At 56.8% G+C, this 17,587-nt stretch carries 12 protein-coding genes; 1 reads left to right on the forward strand and 11 read right to left on the reverse strand.

What is annotated here, in order from left to right; genetic code table 11:
• Positions 1-37: 37 nt before the first annotated feature.
• The gene (locus IT895_RS14770; RefSeq protein WP_085917170.1) at positions 38-1,534 is read right to left on the reverse strand and encodes an NAD-dependent succinate-semialdehyde dehydrogenase; all 1,497 of its coding nucleotides are present in this window, start codon (positions 1,532-1,534) and stop codon (positions 38-40) included.
• 361 nt (positions 1,535-1,895) lie between these two features.
• Between IT895_RS14770 and IT895_RS14775 the strand changes: the two genes are divergently transcribed.
• On the forward strand, positions 1,896-3,098 hold the full coding sequence (locus IT895_RS14775; protein ID WP_199283924.1) for a GGDEF domain-containing protein: 1,203 nt from the start codon (positions 1,896-1,898) through the stop codon (positions 3,096-3,098).
• Between the two features lie 40 nt (positions 3,099-3,138).
• On the opposite strand, the gene IT895_RS14780 is transcribed toward IT895_RS14775, so the two are convergent.
• From IT895_RS14780 to IT895_RS14825, 10 genes are all read right to left on the reverse strand, one after another.
• Positions 3,139-5,916 carry an aminotransferase class I/II-fold pyridoxal phosphate-dependent enzyme gene (locus IT895_RS14780; RefSeq protein ID WP_085917168.1) on the reverse strand — a complete coding sequence of 926 codons (2,778 nt, stop codon included), beginning with the start codon at positions 5,914-5,916 and terminating at the stop codon, positions 3,139-3,141.
• Positions 5,917-5,977: 61 nt separating this feature from the next.
• Entirely contained in the window at positions 5,978-6,961 is a 984-nt protein-coding gene (locus IT895_RS14785) for a C45 family autoproteolytic acyltransferase/hydolase (RefSeq protein WP_233337271.1), read from the reverse strand.
• A 56-nt stretch (positions 6,962-7,017) separates the two neighbouring features.
• Positions 7,018-8,640 (reverse strand): biotin carboxylase, encoded by a 1,623-nt coding sequence (locus IT895_RS14790; protein WP_233337272.1) that lies wholly within the window; start codon positions 8,638-8,640, stop codon positions 7,018-7,020.
• Positions 8,641-8,672: 32 nt separating this feature from the next.
• Positions 8,673-9,551, reverse strand: coding sequence for a carbon-nitrogen hydrolase family protein (locus IT895_RS14795; RefSeq protein WP_199283925.1), 879 nt, complete (start codon positions 9,549-9,551; stop codon positions 8,673-8,675).
• Between the two features lie 186 nt (positions 9,552-9,737).
• A complete protein-coding gene (locus IT895_RS14800; protein WP_085917166.1) occupies positions 9,738-10,208 on the reverse strand; it encodes an Lrp/AsnC family transcriptional regulator in 471 nt (156 codons plus the stop codon).
• Between the two features lie 8 nt (positions 10,209-10,216).
• A complete protein-coding gene (gene doeB, locus IT895_RS14805; RefSeq protein ID WP_085917165.1) occupies positions 10,217-11,248 on the reverse strand; it encodes a N(2)-acetyl-L-2,4-diaminobutanoate deacetylase DoeB in 1,032 nt (343 codons plus the stop codon).
• Between the two features lie 12 nt (positions 11,249-11,260).
• Entirely contained in the window at positions 11,261-12,460 is a 1,200-nt protein-coding gene (doeA, locus tag IT895_RS14810; protein WP_085917164.1) for an ectoine hydrolase DoeA, read from the reverse strand.
• 163 nt (positions 12,461-12,623) lie between these two features.
• Positions 12,624-13,823: a beta-aspartyl-peptidase gene (iadA, locus tag IT895_RS14815; protein WP_199283926.1), complete on the reverse strand. Its 1,200-nt coding sequence runs from the start codon at positions 13,821-13,823 to the stop codon at positions 12,624-12,626.
• A complete protein-coding gene (cphA, locus tag IT895_RS14820; protein ID WP_199283927.1) occupies positions 13,820-16,456 on the reverse strand; it encodes a cyanophycin synthetase in 2,637 nt (878 codons plus the stop codon). Before cphA ends, iadA begins: the two co-directional genes overlap by 4 nt.
• Positions 16,453-17,301 (reverse strand): cyanophycinase, encoded by an 849-nt coding sequence (locus tag IT895_RS14825; RefSeq protein ID WP_233337273.1) that lies wholly within the window; start codon positions 17,299-17,301, stop codon positions 16,453-16,455. Before IT895_RS14825 ends, cphA begins: the two co-directional genes overlap by 4 nt.
• Between the last annotated feature and the right edge of the window lie 286 nt (positions 17,302-17,587).

Consider the following 17,587-nt stretch of genomic DNA (forward strand, 5'->3'; position numbering starts at 1 on the left):
GCGGGGAGGGTGTTGAAAATATGGCGAGCTTTTTTGACTAGCTCCCGGACACGGAGCCCAGGGCTCCAAGACAGTAATACTTGGTTTCGAGATATTCATCGATACCGGTAGCACCGCCTTCACGGCCAAGGCCGGACTGCTTCACACCGCCGAATGGCACCGGGGGACCCGTCATCTTCACCGAATTGACGCTGACCATGCCATATTCCAGCGCGCGCATCAGCTTCCAGATGCGGCGGATATCGTGGGTGTAGATATACGCGGCCAGACCGTATTCAGTGTCGTTGGCCATCTCGATCGCTTCATCATCATCGCGGTAAGCGGTAATACCGGCAACCGGGGCGAAGTTTTCTTCCCGCCATACTTTCATCTGTGGCGTGACACCGGTCAGCAACACGGGCATGAAGAAGTTTTCGCCAGGTGCCTGGCTCTGATCGCCCGCTACCATGGTGGCGCCGCGAGAGACAGCGTCATCAACGATGGAGGCGGCTTTTTCTACCGCTTGGCGATGGATCAAGGGCCCCAGGTCTATTTCACTTTGCAGGCCATTGCCCACGGTGAGTGCAGACATGCGCTCGGCAAACTGCGCGACGAACTCATCGTGGATGGATTCGTGCACCAGAATACGGTTGGCGGCGAGGCAGTCCTGCCCGGCGGTCTGGAACTTGGCCGCAACCGCCGCATAGGCTGCTTCCTTGGGATCCATATCCGGACCGACAATAAAGGGCGCGTTACCGCCCAACTCCAATGAGAGTCGCTTGACGGTGTTGGCGCTTTGCTCGATCAGGATGCGTCCGACGCGGGTAGATCCGGTAAACGACAGTGCCCGAATACGCGGCTCGGAACACAGAATCTTGGACACTTCGGGGGGATCGCCCAGCACGACATTGAAAATGCCTTCCGGAATCCCCGCACGCTCAGCCAATTCGGCCAGCGCGAGCGCAGAAAACGGGGTCTCGTTGGCCGGTTTGATGATCACCGGGCAGCCTGCTGCCAGGGCCGCTGCGGCTTTGCGGGTAATCATTGCCAACGGGAAGTTCCATGGCGTAATCATTGCCGATATGCCCACCGGCTCCTTGATGGTACCCAGCGAGGCGTTGGGAATCGGGCTGGGAATGGTGTTACCGTAGGTCCGCTTGCCCTCTTCAGCAAACCAGCGCACAAAGCTCGCACCATACTCGACTTCACCACGTGCATCAGGCAGCGGCTTGCCCTGCTCCAGCGTCATGATGGTGGCCAGATCTTCGCGGTTGGCTTGAATCAAGTCATACCACGCCAGCAGTTTCTCGCAGCGTTCATCGGCGCGTAGTGCCCGCCACTGCACAAAGGCATCTTCCGCGGCATCAACCGCCGCGGTGATCTGTTCGGCTTCCATCAGCGGAATATGGCCAATGGCTTCGCCGGTTGCCGGATCAATCACGGCTTCTTCGCGACCGCCTTCGCCATGGGTCCACTTGCCGTTCACGTAGGCATACTGACGGAAAAGGCGCGGGTCTTCCAGGCGCTTGGCGAGCGTAGTCGATAGTGTGGTCATGGAAACCTCCCCTGGTTGACGCCTGGCGTGGGCGACAGCCGTTGCACATTAAAAATGACGGCCCTGAGCCGTCGTGTTTCGATGTGTCTAGCCTAAGGGAGATTGCGCACGAAGTGTTTTTGAAAGGACCGACGTATGACGCGAGTTTTTTTGTCAAAACCGCTTTTCCAACGCTTTTTTTTGGCGAGACGTCGCAAAAAGCTGAGCCATCATGATGGACTCATCATGATGGCCGCCGGGAATGTATTTTAGATTTTGATTCAGTTTAAGTTTTTGTGGCATTAGTCGATATAAAATGAATATTATTTAATACTTTCACTTACTCAATGTCTTCACGTTAGTGGCCACCATGGACGGACTCGTGTATCGACTGGATTATTTTCAACAGCTCTCCCAGCGTATCGGCAACGTAACGGTCCGGGAGCAGTACGACCTTGATCGCCACGACGAGCGTTTGCGATCACTTTTTGTGTTAACAACAGTATTGGCGCTTTTCTATTTCTCTTACACTTTTGTGGATATTTTTTTACTCCGTGATGTCACTTTTCGGTCAGTGCTATTGCGTGCATTGGTTGTGGGGCCCATAACCGTCTTTTTATTTTTTTATTACAAGCGTCCTGTTTCTATTCGCCGTAAGGAGCTTGCTGGTGTTCTCGTCGTCTGCATGGGAACTGTCGTATGGTGCGCAGTGCTACTGGGCTCATCGGCTCCCGGCGTACTAGATTACTTCTATGCAGGACTCGTATTCATTTTAGTCATTACGATTGTCATCACGCCACCCTTCGAATATAGCGTGTATGGCTCGCTATTTGTGTTTGCTTGCCTTTACACAACGATTTGGTTTTTAGAGGGCGTCGATAGCCATTACATACTCAATCATTTAGCTCTTGGCTTACCCACATTTGTATTGACGCTCATCGCCAATTACCGTTTTTCAGCTGAATCTCTGAGACTGTATATGGCTAAAGTCCACGCAGACCGGCTAGGCGAAACCCTGTCGATGCAGAATGCAGAGCTCGAGAAGATATCCCGTCTTGACCCTCTTACCGGACTGGCTAATCGTCGCGCTTTAGTCCACTACGCCACTATGCTGTTTAAACAACCCACAGCGCATAAACGTTTTGCCGTGGTGATTGTAGATATCGATTACTTCAAACCCTTCAATGACCATTATGGCCACGCCGAGGGAGACAACTGTTTACAAGCTGTTGCCGGCGCCATTCGCTCCGCTTGTAGTCCAGAGGATTTGGTATGCCGCTTTGGTGGCGAAGAATTTCTTGTCCTACATTCAGACAGCCACCTGTCAGCACACGGCGCTTGGTCACTCGCGGAGCATATTCGCAGCAAAGTCGCGAACCTGGAAATTGCCCATCAAAAAAGCCCATTAGGACAGGTAACCATAAGCGCAGGGGGATATACCGCGCCGGTCGATACCCATACCAAGCTCGATGAAATCATCATCGCCGCCGACAGTGCACTCTACGAGGCGAAGCGTGAAGGGCGCAATCAAGTCCGTATAAGCGACCATACTCCCGTTGATGTGCCATACCAACGCCGCCTCTAATTGGCTGGCGGCGCTCCTCCATCAGTGCCTATACCAAGGCTCAGCCGTCTGCCGGGTTCAGCAGTGCCTCCTCGGTAAATACCACCAGCCCTAACTCCGGCCGGTAGCCATGGATCTCGGTCACATCCAGCGCTTGAAGAAAGTCGAGAATTTCCTCGCTGATGACCTGCCCAGGCACCAAGACCGGGAAGCCCGGCGGATAGGGGATCACGAAGCTTGCAGACACCACATCCCGTCCCTCACGCATCTGCGCCTGCAATTTGCCGTTATCGAAACGAAGATATTCGGTGTTTTCTTCCTCGTAACTAAGGAAGTAGGCGCAACGGATATCGCCCTGGGGCGTGTCGGCATTCGGACGAAAGGCATCGTGAAAGCGACTGAAGTCAGGCAACGGGGGCAGATCATGATTCAGGGAATGCACCTGCTGTTCGATGATCTTGCGCTCGGGGCGGCTGCTGTCTTCCAGACGATACTCGAACTCCTTAGCCAGCTTCATTAGCACATCCAACAGGTAGGCAATCGATCCGCGCGTCGTGCCGATATTGGTCATGAACAGCACGGTATTGCGTGATGTCTTGTTAATCTGAATACCGTACTTATTCATCAGGTATTCGTTCTTGAAGGTATCGCCATCGACCCCTGTATTGCCGATCGCGATGGTCACGCGGGAAGGGTCCACCACAAACTCATCGCGTGCCCAGGCTTCCTCCATTTTGTTCCAGCCGGTCACCGGGTCATAATAGGACTCGACACCCGACTCACGATAAGCCTCAGGCACCATGTCGCTATTTTTAAGTACACGGAAATATTTTTGCAGTAACGGGTGAGTATAAAGCTGTTCGCGGAGGGACAGCGCCGTTTCGACCTGGGAGTGCACCAGCTCGAAGCCCTCCATTTCCGCCTGCATACGTCCTACGTCCAGCGATGCCACAATTTGGTAATTGGGAGAGGTTGAGGTATGCGTCATGTAGGCCTCATGGAAAGAGGCCTCCACCTTCTGGCGAAAGTCCTGATCCCAGACGTGAATCATCGAGCCTTGTCGCAAGGAAGTCAGCGTTTTGTGCGTCGAATGGGTCGCATAGGTACGAATGCGTACCTGATCCGGGTCGGGCATCAGTCGCTGGTCAAGCCAGGTCGCATCATCTTCCGGATCGAGCTTGTCGAACTCGGCTTTCCAGGCCGCATATTCTTCACGATAGCTTTCACTGCGGTAACGATATCGCAGGGTGCTTGCCGTGTTCATCGCGGTACGCGGCCGATAAGTGGGGTTGAAGCCAGCGAAAGCGAACCAGGCTTCGTCCCACAGAAATACCAGGTCAGGCTTGATCGCCAGACACTCTTCCATTACGCGGCGTACGTTATACACGATGCCATCGAAGGTGCAGTTGGTCAGCAATAGCATCTTGACCTTGTGCAACTGGCCAGCGCGCTTGTAGGTAAGCAGTGTCTTCTTGATGTCGCGCAGCGGTACTGCGCCGTACATGGAGTAGTCGTCGAGTGGATAGGAATCCAGATAACTGACATGCGCCCCGGCCAGCACCATGCCGTAGTGGTGCGACTTGTGACAGTCACGATCGATGAGCACGATGTCCCTCGGCTTGATGAGGGCTTGCACCACGATCTTGTTGGCCGTTGAGGTGCCATTGGTGACGAAAAAACTGCGACGCGCTCCGAAGGCCCGGGCGGCATACTCTTGCGCCTTTTTAATCGGCCCGAAGGGTTGTAGCAGAGAGTCGAGACCTCCGGATGTCGCCGACGTTTCAGCCAGAAATATATTGATGCCGTAGAAGTCGATCATGTGGCCCGCCCAATGGGAGCGGGTCACCGACTTACCCCTGGAAATGGGCATGGCGTGAAACACCCCTGTGGGCTTTTTGCTGTACTCACGCAAGGCATCAAAGAAGGGGGTACGATAACGGCTATCGATCGCGCGCAGAATGGTGTGGTGCTGCTCGATATAATCCGTTTCACGGTAGAAGATACGGTTGAAATATTGGATGTCCCGGCTCGCCGTGGCCTCCACATCGCCACTGGTGACCAGGAACTGATCAATCTCAGGACGCAGTTCATGAATCATCGAGCTGAGCAAGATACTGCGCTCGGCTTCCGTTTGATGCTCCAGTTCCTTTTCCGACAGGCCTTCCAGGTAATTACGCAGGGCACTGAGGTTGTACTTTGACTTGTAGGGAAACTCGTAGCGGATCAGGCAGGCCTGAATATTGGGATTGACCAGGATGGCAATCAACGCATCCTCGAAGCTCTTTACCGTCACCACGTCATAGACAAAACGATCCTCGGGACGACGCATATTGTGAAACGCTTCGCGCACCACCTCCTCTTCCTGATTGGAGAGGTTGTCGACGATCAACAGCTCGAAATAAGGTTGTGCCGAACTGTTGGAAGCAGGGTGTCCGCGGCGCAGCTGATTGAGCGCATCGAGTGCTTCCATGTCTTCTGAACCGGCATCCGTCTCGGAGAGATCGACATGGCGACGGCGGTAGGATTCGCTGATCAAGGCTCTTACCAGTCGCTTTACGACTTTGTCCAGCAGCGCGTACTCCCCCCGGTTGAAGAGTGTCCACAGGTGGCGAAAATCTTCCTTGGACGGAAACGCATGATAATCCTCGATGATTTCCAGGCGAGTCAGTTTAACGTCAATGGCCTTGACCAGATTCTTGGCGCGGCCCTCATCCTCAAGCCTTGTCAAAATACCCAGGTCACGTTTCAGTGCATTCCAGGTGTCGGCACGCAATTGGGAGATTTTGTGATAAAAACCCAAGGCGGTGTAGGACGTTTCGGTAGGATTATTCTCTGACATGACGACACCCATCCTTTGTCGGTATTTATCTAGCAACGCATTGGCGTCGGCAACGATTCAATCAGCCGTACAGCCCTCGTAAGCCGTAACGCACGATTATTTGTTCTTCGCAAAATTTATCGAAACTCAAATCCAGCACCCTGCCGGGCCAACGAAACTCAACAAGCCCTTCCTTGGGGTAATACACAGAGGTATACACGGTTCCAAGGCCACGCTGGTAGTCGTGGCGAAATAGAGGAGGAGCGGAAAAAGCCGAGATCAGACGCTCATTAGTGGTCTCGTCATCGTCCACCAGGATCGAAAGCTGACGCTCGCGAATCAGCGTTTCCGAGGCCAGCGCGTGGGCATACCATTCAATTTTCTTTTGATGATTGGTGGCCACCGCGACTCGCCGGATATTGGCGCGGCGGTCTGGCGCAATCATCGCCGTGACATAGCGCCCACTGGCGTCTGTCACGGTAATGTTGTAAGCCATGTGCGTGGGCACCCGCTCGAGTACGGCCGCCGCTTCGGGCACCGTATCGCAGAATTCAAGGATATAGCGCAGAATGATCGGCGCGCCGAAGCCATCCCCCACCACCTTGCGCCCACCGAAGGCCAGGGAAACGGCAAGCCCCGAATCATTCATCCCATCCAGCACGCCCCACAGACAGTCCGACATGGCGATCACACGGCGCTGATTCCAACGGGTGTAGAGAATCGTGCCCTCGCACAGTTCCGGTGGATAATCATAGTTGCGTGCCAGCACGGTAGAAGACGGCCTTGCCAACACCGCCTGGGAACAACCGGTGATATAGGGCGGCGGCCGATACAGACTGAGCAGCCGCGACGCCAGGTCGCCCCCACCGGTCAGTGCGCACAAGGTGCGATAGGTTTCCAGCAACTCCGGCATGTAGTGACGTAGGGCGTTGTAGCACTCCAGATAGGAGGGCCTTTCACGCTCACCTTCGGACAGGTACCAGGGTTCATAAGCAGGCCAGTGGTAATCAAACAGCGATTGCCACTTGGGTCCCGCCTGCTCTTCATGAACGGTACGAAACGTCAACGCCTTGTCCAGCTCAACGCCTGGCGAACGGCCCGCTGACAACTTTCCGTCAATACTCACAGAATTTTGAAGTTGCCACCGCCAATCGCATGGCTGACGGCAACTCCCTCCACCACAGGATCTTGCAACGCTTGACCAGCATATTCACCGCGAATGCCTTTGATCCAGGCCTTCGCCCGCTCATTAAGATTGAAATCGTCGTCCATCAAACGGCCACGGGTGATCAGAATGCCAAGGTCAGCGCCTTCGTAGCGGAAATCACCGGCTCCGCTAATGCGCATAAAGAAGGCTTCCTGCTCGTTTTCAGCAGCGTGGGGATGGTAGCTATAGTGGTCATAGTTGATGCTGCCATCGTCACTGATACGCCATACCCCCGTCTTTGGGGCACGAGTCAGCAGGTCGACGCTCTCGTCGGTATGCTTGATCACCAGCTGACTCCAGCTATCGACGCTCTCGGGGTGCGCCCAGCGCTCATTGATATCATCGATATCAAGATCGAAGTCGAGGTCTGAAAACTCCAGCAAGTGGAAAAGGAACAGCGGGATATCGGAGTGAGCGAACGCCGCCACGTTAGTCAGTGAACTGGCGCCGGTGACGCGCGGATTGAGCTCGCCAAGGTAGACGTCGTCGGTATCCATATCGATCAGGAAGTCGAGCTCGAAATAGCCGCGATACCCCTCCTCGCGAAGCGCCTCACCGAACTGGAACGTATAGTCGCGCGCCTTGTCACGTACTTCCTGGGTAAAGGCACCAGAGAACATCTCGTTGCCGCACCAGCCGCCCTTGTAGGGTGTCAATGTCTTGAACCCGACAAGCTCTGTCATCAAGGGGCCAACGACGGTTCCACAACGCGTGGCGCAGGCTTCTATCGCCGAGCCACGACAATTGATCCGCTTCATGATCTTGACTTCGGGCTCGGCCTCAATCTCTTCGGCGTGCTTGTAATAGTCTTCTTCATTGGCAATGAAAAAGGTGGTATGCCCCGAGTCGCCAAAGGCGGTCTGCACCACCAGGTCGCTGCCGAGCTCTTTACTGACCTCACATAGCTCCTGATAGCTGCCGACTTTCGCCAGTACATTGGGCACGCTTGGCACGCCCGCTTTATTGCCGATGCGCACCGTCTCGATCTTGTTATCCATGCGCTGGCGTAACGTCGCCGGGGGAAAAGCAATCTTGAGCCCCAGTTGCTTGCAGATCTCTTCGGTATGCTCATCAAACATCAGGAAAGACGCAATACCGGCGTTATCACCGCTGGATCGCGACTGAATAAAATCGATCACTTCCTTGTGTTCAAGCAGGTAGTTGTTGATATCTTCGATGCCTTCAAAATCGCGCGGGAATTTTTCTTTAGGCACAAAAACGTTTCGCTGCTGCCCCTCAAAACAGTCTATATAGTTGATATGGCGAAAATTGCTCACCCAGTCGCCAATCCCCAACAGATTGAAGTTGGTCGCTGATATGAAGTAAATCGGTTCCTGATTATTGCGAAAGTGACGACGGACATCGGCAATGGAGGTGATCTTGCTCATGGTTGATGCTCCCTGGGTGGCGGAAGGAGTGCGCGTGTTATCAAGCGTTGTCTGTGACGGAGCGCTTGACGGCTCAATAGCATCGCTAGCGGCCTTATTGTTCTGCGCGGGGCGCAATAGCCGACGCATCAGATCCAACAGAAATTTCATCGATGGTCTCCCTTTGCCGGCCATTGCCGGGATTAATGTTCCGGCGGCGTCTCAAGGTCAGCGCGAGCAGGCTTTACCAATGGCCCTAAGGTATCCAGAAATGGTGAAGAGCCGCCTTCGCTTGCATAGATAGAGAAGTTCACCTTCCGGTCACGGAAACTCTTGAGCGGCTGGCCAAGACCATGCAGGCCTCTCTCGCGTTCGCGTCTCACCCGGTTCAGGTCAATCTCGATGGGCATTACTTGTTCGCCACTCCCTGCCTGATGGATGACATCACCAGAAGGTCCAACCACAATTGAGCGGCCGTTGCCCAAGGCGCCAGCACCGTTGATATCGAAGAAGTAACACTGGTTGAGCGCCGCGCTGGTGCGGGCAATGGAAAGCTCCAGGTCCCGATCAATGGTATCGGTCATGGTGGGATGCAGAATGACCTCAGCGCCCATGGCGGCAAGGGTTCGAGTCGTTTCCGGAAACCACATGTCGTAGCAAATCGAGATGGCAAAGCGCCCGACGTTTGGCACGTCAAAGACAACAAATTCGCTGCCGCTTTCCACACCGGCTTCAAAGGGACGGAACGGGAACATTTTGCGGTAACGCGCTACCACCTGACCCATGGGATTAATGACCACGGAGGTGTTGTAAATATGGTCACCGACCTGCTCAAACATGGAACCAGGTATCAACCAGATGCGATGCTGTAACGCCAGTTGACAAAACATCGCCTCGGTATCACTGGGCAATGGCTGGGCATGATGGGGTGAAGCCCCCATCGGCATTAACTCACTGAACAGCACCATCTGAACCTGAGGAAAGCGGGTCATGAGTGCGTCAACTCGATGACGCATGGCTTCGGTATTATCGCCATGGTGCAGGGCATGCATTTGGACACCAGCAATGGTGAAGTAAGACATCGTGTTCTCTCTGCGTTAGGCGAACGGGTTGTTTGAGCTTAGCCTTACGGTATAGCTCGGTGATTCAGGTGCGTATATTCCATTAGGTGAGTGAATAAAGGTCATTTATCTCATAGTAAGCCAACGAAGCGCTGAATTGGCGTTGACCAAGTGCCTAGCAATATCAATATTTCAACTTTTGAAGCACTAAACGTTAATATCGATGCCGATAGGCTCCTGCTTGACGGTCTTGGTCACAATATAAGTAAAGTAGCGCTCGATACCTGCATCCGAGACCAGCCACTTGTCCATCAGGCGCTGATAGCTATCGATGGTGCGCGCCTCGAACTTGACGAGGTAATCCACGCCGCCTCCTACCGCGACGCACTCGGTGACTTCCGGGGTTTGCATCACCAGGGCTTCAAAGCGGGTAAAGCTGTCGGCATTGTGCTGCTTGAGCTCGATTTGTACCCAGACAGGGTTGCGCGGCACCAGCACGTCGGTATCAATGCGTGCACTGTAACCTTGAATGATACCGGCATTTTCCAGGCGCTTTACCCGCTCCCAGCATGGACTAACCGAGAGGTTGATCGCTTCGGCCAGCTTCGACTTGGTGATCCGCCCATCGCGGGAGAGGATATCGAGAATTTTCAGATCGTAACGGTCAAGTTTCATCACGGTGAATGTTACGCCTCCAGGCGCTCAACAACATCGGCGATCACCGCCAGGGTGTCCCCCATATTGATCAGCGAGGGCGCTCGACGGGCCATCAGAATACCGTCGCGCTCAGCCCTGTAAGCAACCGGCTCGGTGCCGCTGCGGGTCATGTCGTACACGTAGGCAAGTGTCTGGCCTTTTGTCACTTCGTCACCCAGCGACACCAACAGCTCCAGCACGCCAGAGTGCTGGCTCTGCACGTAACAACTGGCATCGGGCATATCGAGATACACCTGCCCGCCCGAGGGCATTTCCACCTCGCCGTCTACCAGACCGTAGTGAATCAGGAAGTTGCGCACGCCGCGTTGCGTAATGGCGATGCTCTCCGGGGTGGAGGTGCCGCCGCCCCCAAGCTCGGTGGCGACAAAAACCTTGCCCTGGCGCTCACAGGCGGTGTCGAAAAGTTTCTCGGCATCCAGCTCGAACATCACCATGGCGTAGGGAGCACCGAAAGCTTTCGCGCCTTCAAGGGCTGCCTGCTGCTGGGCTTTGTTGTCCAGTACATGAGAGGCGCCAAACGGCAGGATATCCAGCGTGCGGCCGCCGGAGTGCAGGTCGAGTACCACATCGCTCATCGGCACCAGCACGCGGGTGAAGTAATCGGCAATTTGAGAGGTGACACCGCCATTAGGGTCACCCGGGAAGCTGCGATTAAGATTGCCTTTATCCATTGGCGAGGTGCGCTTGCCGGCCATGACAGCCGGGGTATTCATGCATGGCACGATAATCACCCGCCCGGTGACGTCTTCCGCTTTCAGCGTTGAAGACAGCTTCAACAGCGAGGTAATGCCTTCGTACTCGTCGCCGTGGTTACCACCGGTCAGCAGCGCCGTGGGACCGTCACCGTTTTTGACTACGGTGACCGGAATCATCACCGCGCCCCAGGCGGATTCATCGGTGGAGATGGGCAGCTTTAAAAAACCGTGCTGCACGCCGTCGGCGTCAAAATCCACGGTGGCCGAAATCGGACTGGGCCGCTGTTGGCTGGAGGGTATCGTCATGGTGTCTTCCTTTTACTTAACAAACAGCTGGCGCGGAAAATTGGCCAGGGTTTCGCAGCCGTCTTCGGTGATCAAAATGCTTTCGGTAATTTCCAGTCCCCAGTCGTCATCCCACAGGCCGGGCATAAAGTGAAACGTCATGCCGGGTTCCAGGATAGTGTCATCCGAGGGACGCAAACTCATGGTGCGCTCGCCCCAGTCGGGCGGGTAAGAAAGGCCAATGGAGTAACCGCAGCGAGCGCCGCCGCGGTCAAAACCGTATTTATCCATGGCCGCCCCCAGCGCCATGGCAATATCCGCCGTACGATTACCCGGCTTGGCCACTGCCAGGCCGTTCTCAATGCCTTCCAGCAGCGCCGACTCCGCACGGATAAAGTCCATCGGCGGCTTGCCCAGAAAGACCGTGCGCGACATCGGGGCGTGGTAGCGCTTGAACACGCCGGCGATCTCGAAAAACGTGCCTTCGCCTTCACGAAACGGCGTATCATCCCAGGTCAGATGGGGCGCCGCTGCGTCTTTACCAGTCGGCAGCATCGGAACAATGGCAGGATAATCGCCGCCGAACACCTTGCCGTTTTCATCTTTCCAGCCTTCGATACCCACGCGGTAAATTTCCGAGACCAGCTTGCTTTTGGGCACCCCGGGCTCCATCACCTCCAGAATACGTGAATGCATGCCTTCCACAATCTTGGCGGCAATACGCATATAGGCAATTTCCTGAGGTGACTTGATCTTCCGACACCAGTTGACCAGGGCGTTGGCATCCATGAAGCGCGCGTGGGGCAATGAACGCAAAAGGCTCAGGTAAGCTTGAGCGGAGAAATAGTAGTTGTCCATTTCCATGCCGACTACGCCCAGATGCCAGCCCCGGTCGGGCATGATCGACTGGGCCAGGTATTCCATGGGGTGCATGTCCGGATTCTGGACGTAGTAATCCGGGTAATAGGTGATGTTCTCAGGATCAATCCAGCAGGTGCGCAATGCGCCATTGGCATCCATGCGGCGACCAAACCACACCGGCTCGCCCTCAAGACCCACCAGAACGCACTGATGCACATAAAACGACCAACCGTCGTAACCGGTCAGCCACGCCATGTTAGAGGGGTCACTGACGATCAATACGTCAATGCCTCTACCGGCCATTTCAGCACGCACCTTCCACAGGCGGTTAGCATACTCTTCACGAGTGAAGGGCAGGGAAACCTGAGTCATCGGGCAACTCGCCATTAAAGATCACTAAGAACCAGCGCCGCTGGGCCACAGGATCGACCTGGCCATCGCCACAGTAGGCCCGCCAATGTCGTCTTGAGCCGATACTAGCACTCACCCTTGGTTGCCGGTCAAAGCCTTTATTACAAAATGTGCATACGGCATGCTAATCAGTGCTGAAACACTCTCCGGCACTCTTTTTCACACGGTCCACGTCATAAATACATTTTCCCGCCACGAACGTCAGTTGCGGTTGAAGTTCGCTGCCGAGAAGCACCACATCGGCATCGAAGCCGATGGCTATTCGTCCCTTGATGTCATGTAACCCAAGCACTCGAGCCACACTGGTTGAAATCAGGCCCAACGCCGCCTCGATAGGCAGTACACCGTCACGAACGAGGCGTTGCCAGTCCGCAATCAATGTCGTGTTGCGGGCCACTTTCATGCCCAGGTAAGCGCCTTGGGTATCGAATTCAGGCAAGCTGCCGTTGCAATCGGAGCTCATGGTAATGCGCTCGGGGGGAACACCGCGCTCGAGTAGACGCGACACCGCGTCAAAGGCTGAAAGACCGTCGCCGGGTTCTTCAAAGGCGGTGACGTCGACACAGGCACTGAAGGCTAACGCGTACGCAGCGGCTTCCTCAAGCAAAGCGGGATGGCGATTGACATGGGTGGGGATGATTTGATCGGCGGGAATTTCGGTTTCGGTTAGCAACCTGCGCAGCGGTTCCAGGCCCCGCTTACCGTCCCCAAGGTGGAAATGGCAGATACCCCGCTTGCCCGCCAGCATGGCGCCCACACGAGTATCACTGACGATACGTTCGATTTCATCCTGGCGCGGCTGGCTCGAGCGATGGTCCGAGATGGCAATTTCGCCTAGGCCTATCACCTCAGGTATCCAGGCCAGATCACGCTGGAGGTCGCCAGTCAGCGTGGGCGGCGGGACGCGATACGCGCCGGTGTACATGTAGGCCGATATGCCGTCGGCCCTGAGTCCACGCACCTTGGCCAGCAGGTCAGCCGGAGAGCGGCTGATGCTGTCGGTGCCGAGCACCCCCACCACCGTGCCAATCCCCATCGAGGCGATTTCGTGGGCGGTGATTTCCGGACAGCGGGTGCCACAGCCGCCTTCGCCACCGCCGCCGGTGACGTGGACGTGCTGATCGATAAAGGCGGGCACGGCGATAAGATGACGTGCCTCCACCAACTGGATGGGCCAGCCCACCGGGATTTCGATATCACGGCCCAGCGCGGCAATCCGGCCGTCGGCAATCAGGATATCGGTCGCTTCTAGAGGGTCCGGTGCGAAGATACTGCCCACCCGCAGCAGGGTCAGCAGTTGGTCCTGGGCGTTGGCGGGCATCATGTCGGCTCACCGTCGGGTGTCGTGGCGGCAGCTGGCTGGAAGCGACGCCCCCGGATACGCTCAATGGCGCCCTCGACATCGTCGATCAGCAATACCAGCAGATCGCCCTCGCCGGCCTCATTAAAGGCCCGGTCGACAGCTTCCTGCTCTTCCATGATGACCTCGACACGGCAGTCCCCCGGGATTGATTCGGCTCCTTCGCGCAGCAGGCGAGCAGCATCACCGGGGGTTCTGCCGCGGGCATCGGTTTCATAGATAAAGACGACGTCGTGCATCCTGGCCAGCAGAGTGCCCAGCGTGAACAGGTCTTCGTCGCGGCGGTTGCCCGGGGCGCTGGCCACGCTGATGCGTCGGCGGGCCGGAATGCAGCCGACCAGTTCGCTCAGCGCCTCTAGCGCCGGGACGTTATGGCCATAGTCGATCAGCACCTTCATGCCGTCGGCGTCGATCAGGTTGGTACGCCCGGGGTTCTGACCCGGCGTGGGATGGAAGGTCTGCAGGCCCCTCTGGATATCGGCGATCGACAGGCCCAGCGCATAGGCGGCGGCACTGGCTGCCAGGGCATTGGCAACATTGAAGCGCGCATGGCCTTCAAAGGTGATCGGCACGTCCACTACCGGAATCACCTCGGCTTCAACGTGACCCTGGCGCATCACGATACGCTCGTTGTGAACGGTAAAAGCGATGCCCTGTTCGCGGACATGCTGACGGACGGGGCGGGAATGGGGGTCCAGCGTGAAGAAGATGATATCGCCTCGGGCCCACTCCTGACCTTCCAGCACCCGTAGATCGTCGGCATTAAGCACCGCCGTCCCCCCATGACGGACGGCGTCGATGACCACCGTTTTGCAGCGCGCCAGTTCATCGAGGGTATGAATGTCGTGCTCACCCAGGTGGTCACTGGCGATATTGAGCAGCACGCCCACATCACACTCGTCGAAACCCAGACCACGGCGCATGATGCCGCCGCGGGCGACTTCCAGCACAGCGCACTCGACCGTGGGCTCACGCAGGACGATCGCCGCTGCCTGGGGGCCACTGTAGTCACCGCGCATGATCACATGGTTATCGATCTCGATGGTCCCGGTACAGGCCATGCCGACGCTGCGTCCCGCCTGGCGCAGCAGGTGCGAGAGCAACCGCACCGTGGTGGTCTTGCCATTGGTGCCGGTGACCGCCGCAATAGGGATGCGTCCAGTGGCCTCACTGTCAGGGAACAGCATATCGATGACCGGACGACCCACGTCGCGGCCCTCCCCGTGGGTGGGTGAAAGGTGCATACGAAAGCCGGGGCCGGCATTGACCTCGACCACGGCGGCAGATTGCTCTTCCAACGGCAGTGTCAGGGTCTCGGCCAGCAGGTCGATACCGATGATATCCAGCCCCACCAGCCGAGCGATGCGCTCTGCCACGTAACGCACCTCCGGGTGGACATCGTCGGTGACGTCCGTGGCCGTGCCCCCGGTGCTGAGGTTCGCGGTGGGCTTGAGATAAACGATATCACCGGCCGGGATGACGCTCTGCAGGGTCAGGTTCTGCTGGCCGATCAGTCTTAGCGACTGGTCATCCAGCTGAATCTGGGTGAGCAGGTTCTCGTGGCCGATACCGCGACGTGGATCGCGATTTTCCTTATCGACCAACCCTTGGAGGGTGGTGACCCCATCACCCACCACATGCGCCGGGCGACGCCTCGCAGCAGCCACAAGCTTGCCATCGATGACCAACAGACGATGATCCTCGCCTCGGATGTACTGCTCGACGATTACCGATGGGTGACGCAGGGAGGCAATATCGAAGGCATCACTCAGTGCCTGGTCATCCTCGATGTTGGTACTCACCCCGCGGCCATGGTTGCCGACAACCGGCTTCACCGCGACGGGATAACCGATGCCACGGGCAATATCGAGCGCCTCGTTGAAGGCGCCACACACCTGCCCCTTGGGCACCGGAATCCCGGCATCACCGAGTAGCTGCTTGGTCCACTCCTTGTCGTCGGCAATGCCATAGCCAACAAGCCCCGTACGGCCGGTCACCGTGGCCTGAATACGCTGCTGCCGATGACCATGACCAAACTGGATATAGCTGTTTTCCTCGCTCAGCCGGACATGGGGGATGCCACGCTGGGTGGCGGCATTGACGATAGCCGCCGTGGAGGGACCAAGCATGTGGGCATCGCGCACCTGTCTGAGGCGCTCCAGGATGTCGGGCAAATCGATTTCTGCGTCGCGAAACAATCGCTCGACGAGATCGACGGACTCGACACCCGCGGCCAGACCGCAGGCCTCGTCCCGGTAACGGTAGACCACGTTGTAGATGCCGGTTTCGTAGGAATCAACCGTCTTGCCGTAGCCCACCGAAAAACCAATCAGGTTCTGCAGCTCGATGGCGACATGCTCGACAACATGACCCGCCCAGGTACCGCGCTCCAATCGCGCCAGAAAGCCGCCGGGGCGGCCTATCGAGCAGCGATGCTCCTGCAGGGTTGGTAACAGCGTTGTCAGACGCTCGACGATGCCGGGAACCAGGTCGCTCGGCCGCTCTTCGAGCTCACCGATGTCCAGGCGCATGAAGATGGCCGGATAACGACTGTAATAGTTCGGTCCGCGCAGAGCTCGATGCTCGATAATATTCATCGACTCTCCGCGAGGGCAGCACTGAGTTCATGGGGAACGAGATAACGTCGGGCTTCAACGTCAAATCCATGGCCGCTGACCAGTGCATGCAGGATCATGTGTTCGACAGCCACCGGCTTGCCCATATCAAGATCGGCGATGTTCGAGCTCGCCAGGTCGAGGCTATCGATGAGGATGACATGCCCCGGCCCGATGGCTTCGAGAATACCGTGGGGATGCATGATGACACCGGCATCTTCGCCCAGCCCCACCCCCAGGTGCTCAGGATTGCTGGCGCCGACTTCCATCAGGCGGGTAAATCGGCCGCGCTCGAGGAAGTGGCTGTCGATGATCAAACCGTCGACGAAGCCGAGGCCAGAGGTCATATTGACGGCCCCCTTGCGCAGAGCATCGGCAGCAGCACCATTGTAGATCATGGTGCTCGGCATGGCCGCCGCGCCAGCGCTCGTGCCAGCCACTACCGCGCCGTCCTGCAGGCGCTTGCGTACGGCTCTCAGAACCGGCGAGCCTCCCAGGACATTGGTCAAGCGCAGCTGGTCACCACCGGTAAAAAAGATGATGCCGCTCTTCTCTATCCTGCGCACCGTATCAGCATCGGCGGCTTCCCGACGGTCACGGATTCCCAGCAAATGGACCTGGCTCGCGCCCAGGCGTGAGAAGGCTGCCTCGTATTCGGGCAGGACCTGTTTGGGTATGCCGCTGGCCGTGGCAATAACCGCGACCTCCCGGTTACCTTCAGGGGTCAGGGCGAAGACGTTCTTGAGGATTTCGAGATCGGAGGTTCTATCTTCGGCACCGCCGATGGCAACGAGGTGGCCGGCTGCCGAAAAAAGGGGATGGGCCATATTCCTTTCGTCGCCCAGCGACGCTTTGGAGGAACGCTGAATCATTACCGATAGCGGCAATGTCGTATCGCGTAAGTTTTAACCTGATCTTAACTTATACCAGCTGGAAACTGCGCTAGCCAGATTAATCATGCCCCTTGGTTGGGTGAAAACTCCTTGGGTAATACTGAATGGCTGCGCCATCACGTATTGGCCAAGCGCCGCCACCATAAATCGCTATACTGCAAAAGGCGCCTACTCCTTGCCTGGCCCTAAGGTCAGACCGATACCCCCGACCCCGCCTGCT

The sequence above is a fragment of the Halomonas sp. A40-4 genome, assembly GCF_015767635.1.
Classification (GTDB): Bacteria; Pseudomonadota; Gammaproteobacteria; order Pseudomonadales; family Halomonadaceae; genus Vreelandella; species Vreelandella janggokensis.

Coding starts and splice junctions, on each gene's coding strand:
- IT895_RS14770 (WP_085917170.1), bottom strand. CDS start 1,534: ATGACCACACTATCGACTACGCTCGCCAAGCGCCTGGAAGACCCGCGC.
- IT895_RS14780 (WP_085917168.1), bottom strand. CDS start 5,916: ATGTCAGAGAATAATCCTACCGAAACGTCCTACACCGCCTTGGGTTTT.
- IT895_RS14790 (WP_233337272.1), bottom strand. CDS start 8,640: ATGAAATTTCTGTTGGATCTGATGCGTCGGCTATTGCGCCCCGCGCAG.
- IT895_RS14795 (WP_199283925.1), bottom strand. CDS start 9,551: ATGTCTTACTTCACCATTGCTGGTGTCCAAATGCATGCCCTGCACCAT.
- doeB (WP_085917165.1), bottom strand. CDS start 11,248: ATGACGATACCCTCCAGCCAACAGCGGCCCAGTCCGATTTCGGCCACC.
- doeA (WP_085917164.1), bottom strand. CDS start 12,460: ATGACTCAGGTTTCCCTGCCCTTCACTCGTGAAGAGTATGCTAACCGC.
- iadA (WP_199283926.1), bottom strand. CDS start 13,823: ATGATGCCCGCCAACGCCCAGGACCAACTGCTGACCCTGCTGCGGGTG.
- cphA (WP_199283927.1), bottom strand. CDS start 16,456: ATGAATATTATCGAGCATCGAGCTCTGCGCGGACCGAACTATTACAGT.
- IT895_RS14825 (WP_233337273.1), bottom strand. CDS start 17,301: ATGGCCCATCCCCTTTTTTCGGCAGCCGGCCACCTCGTTGCCATCGGC.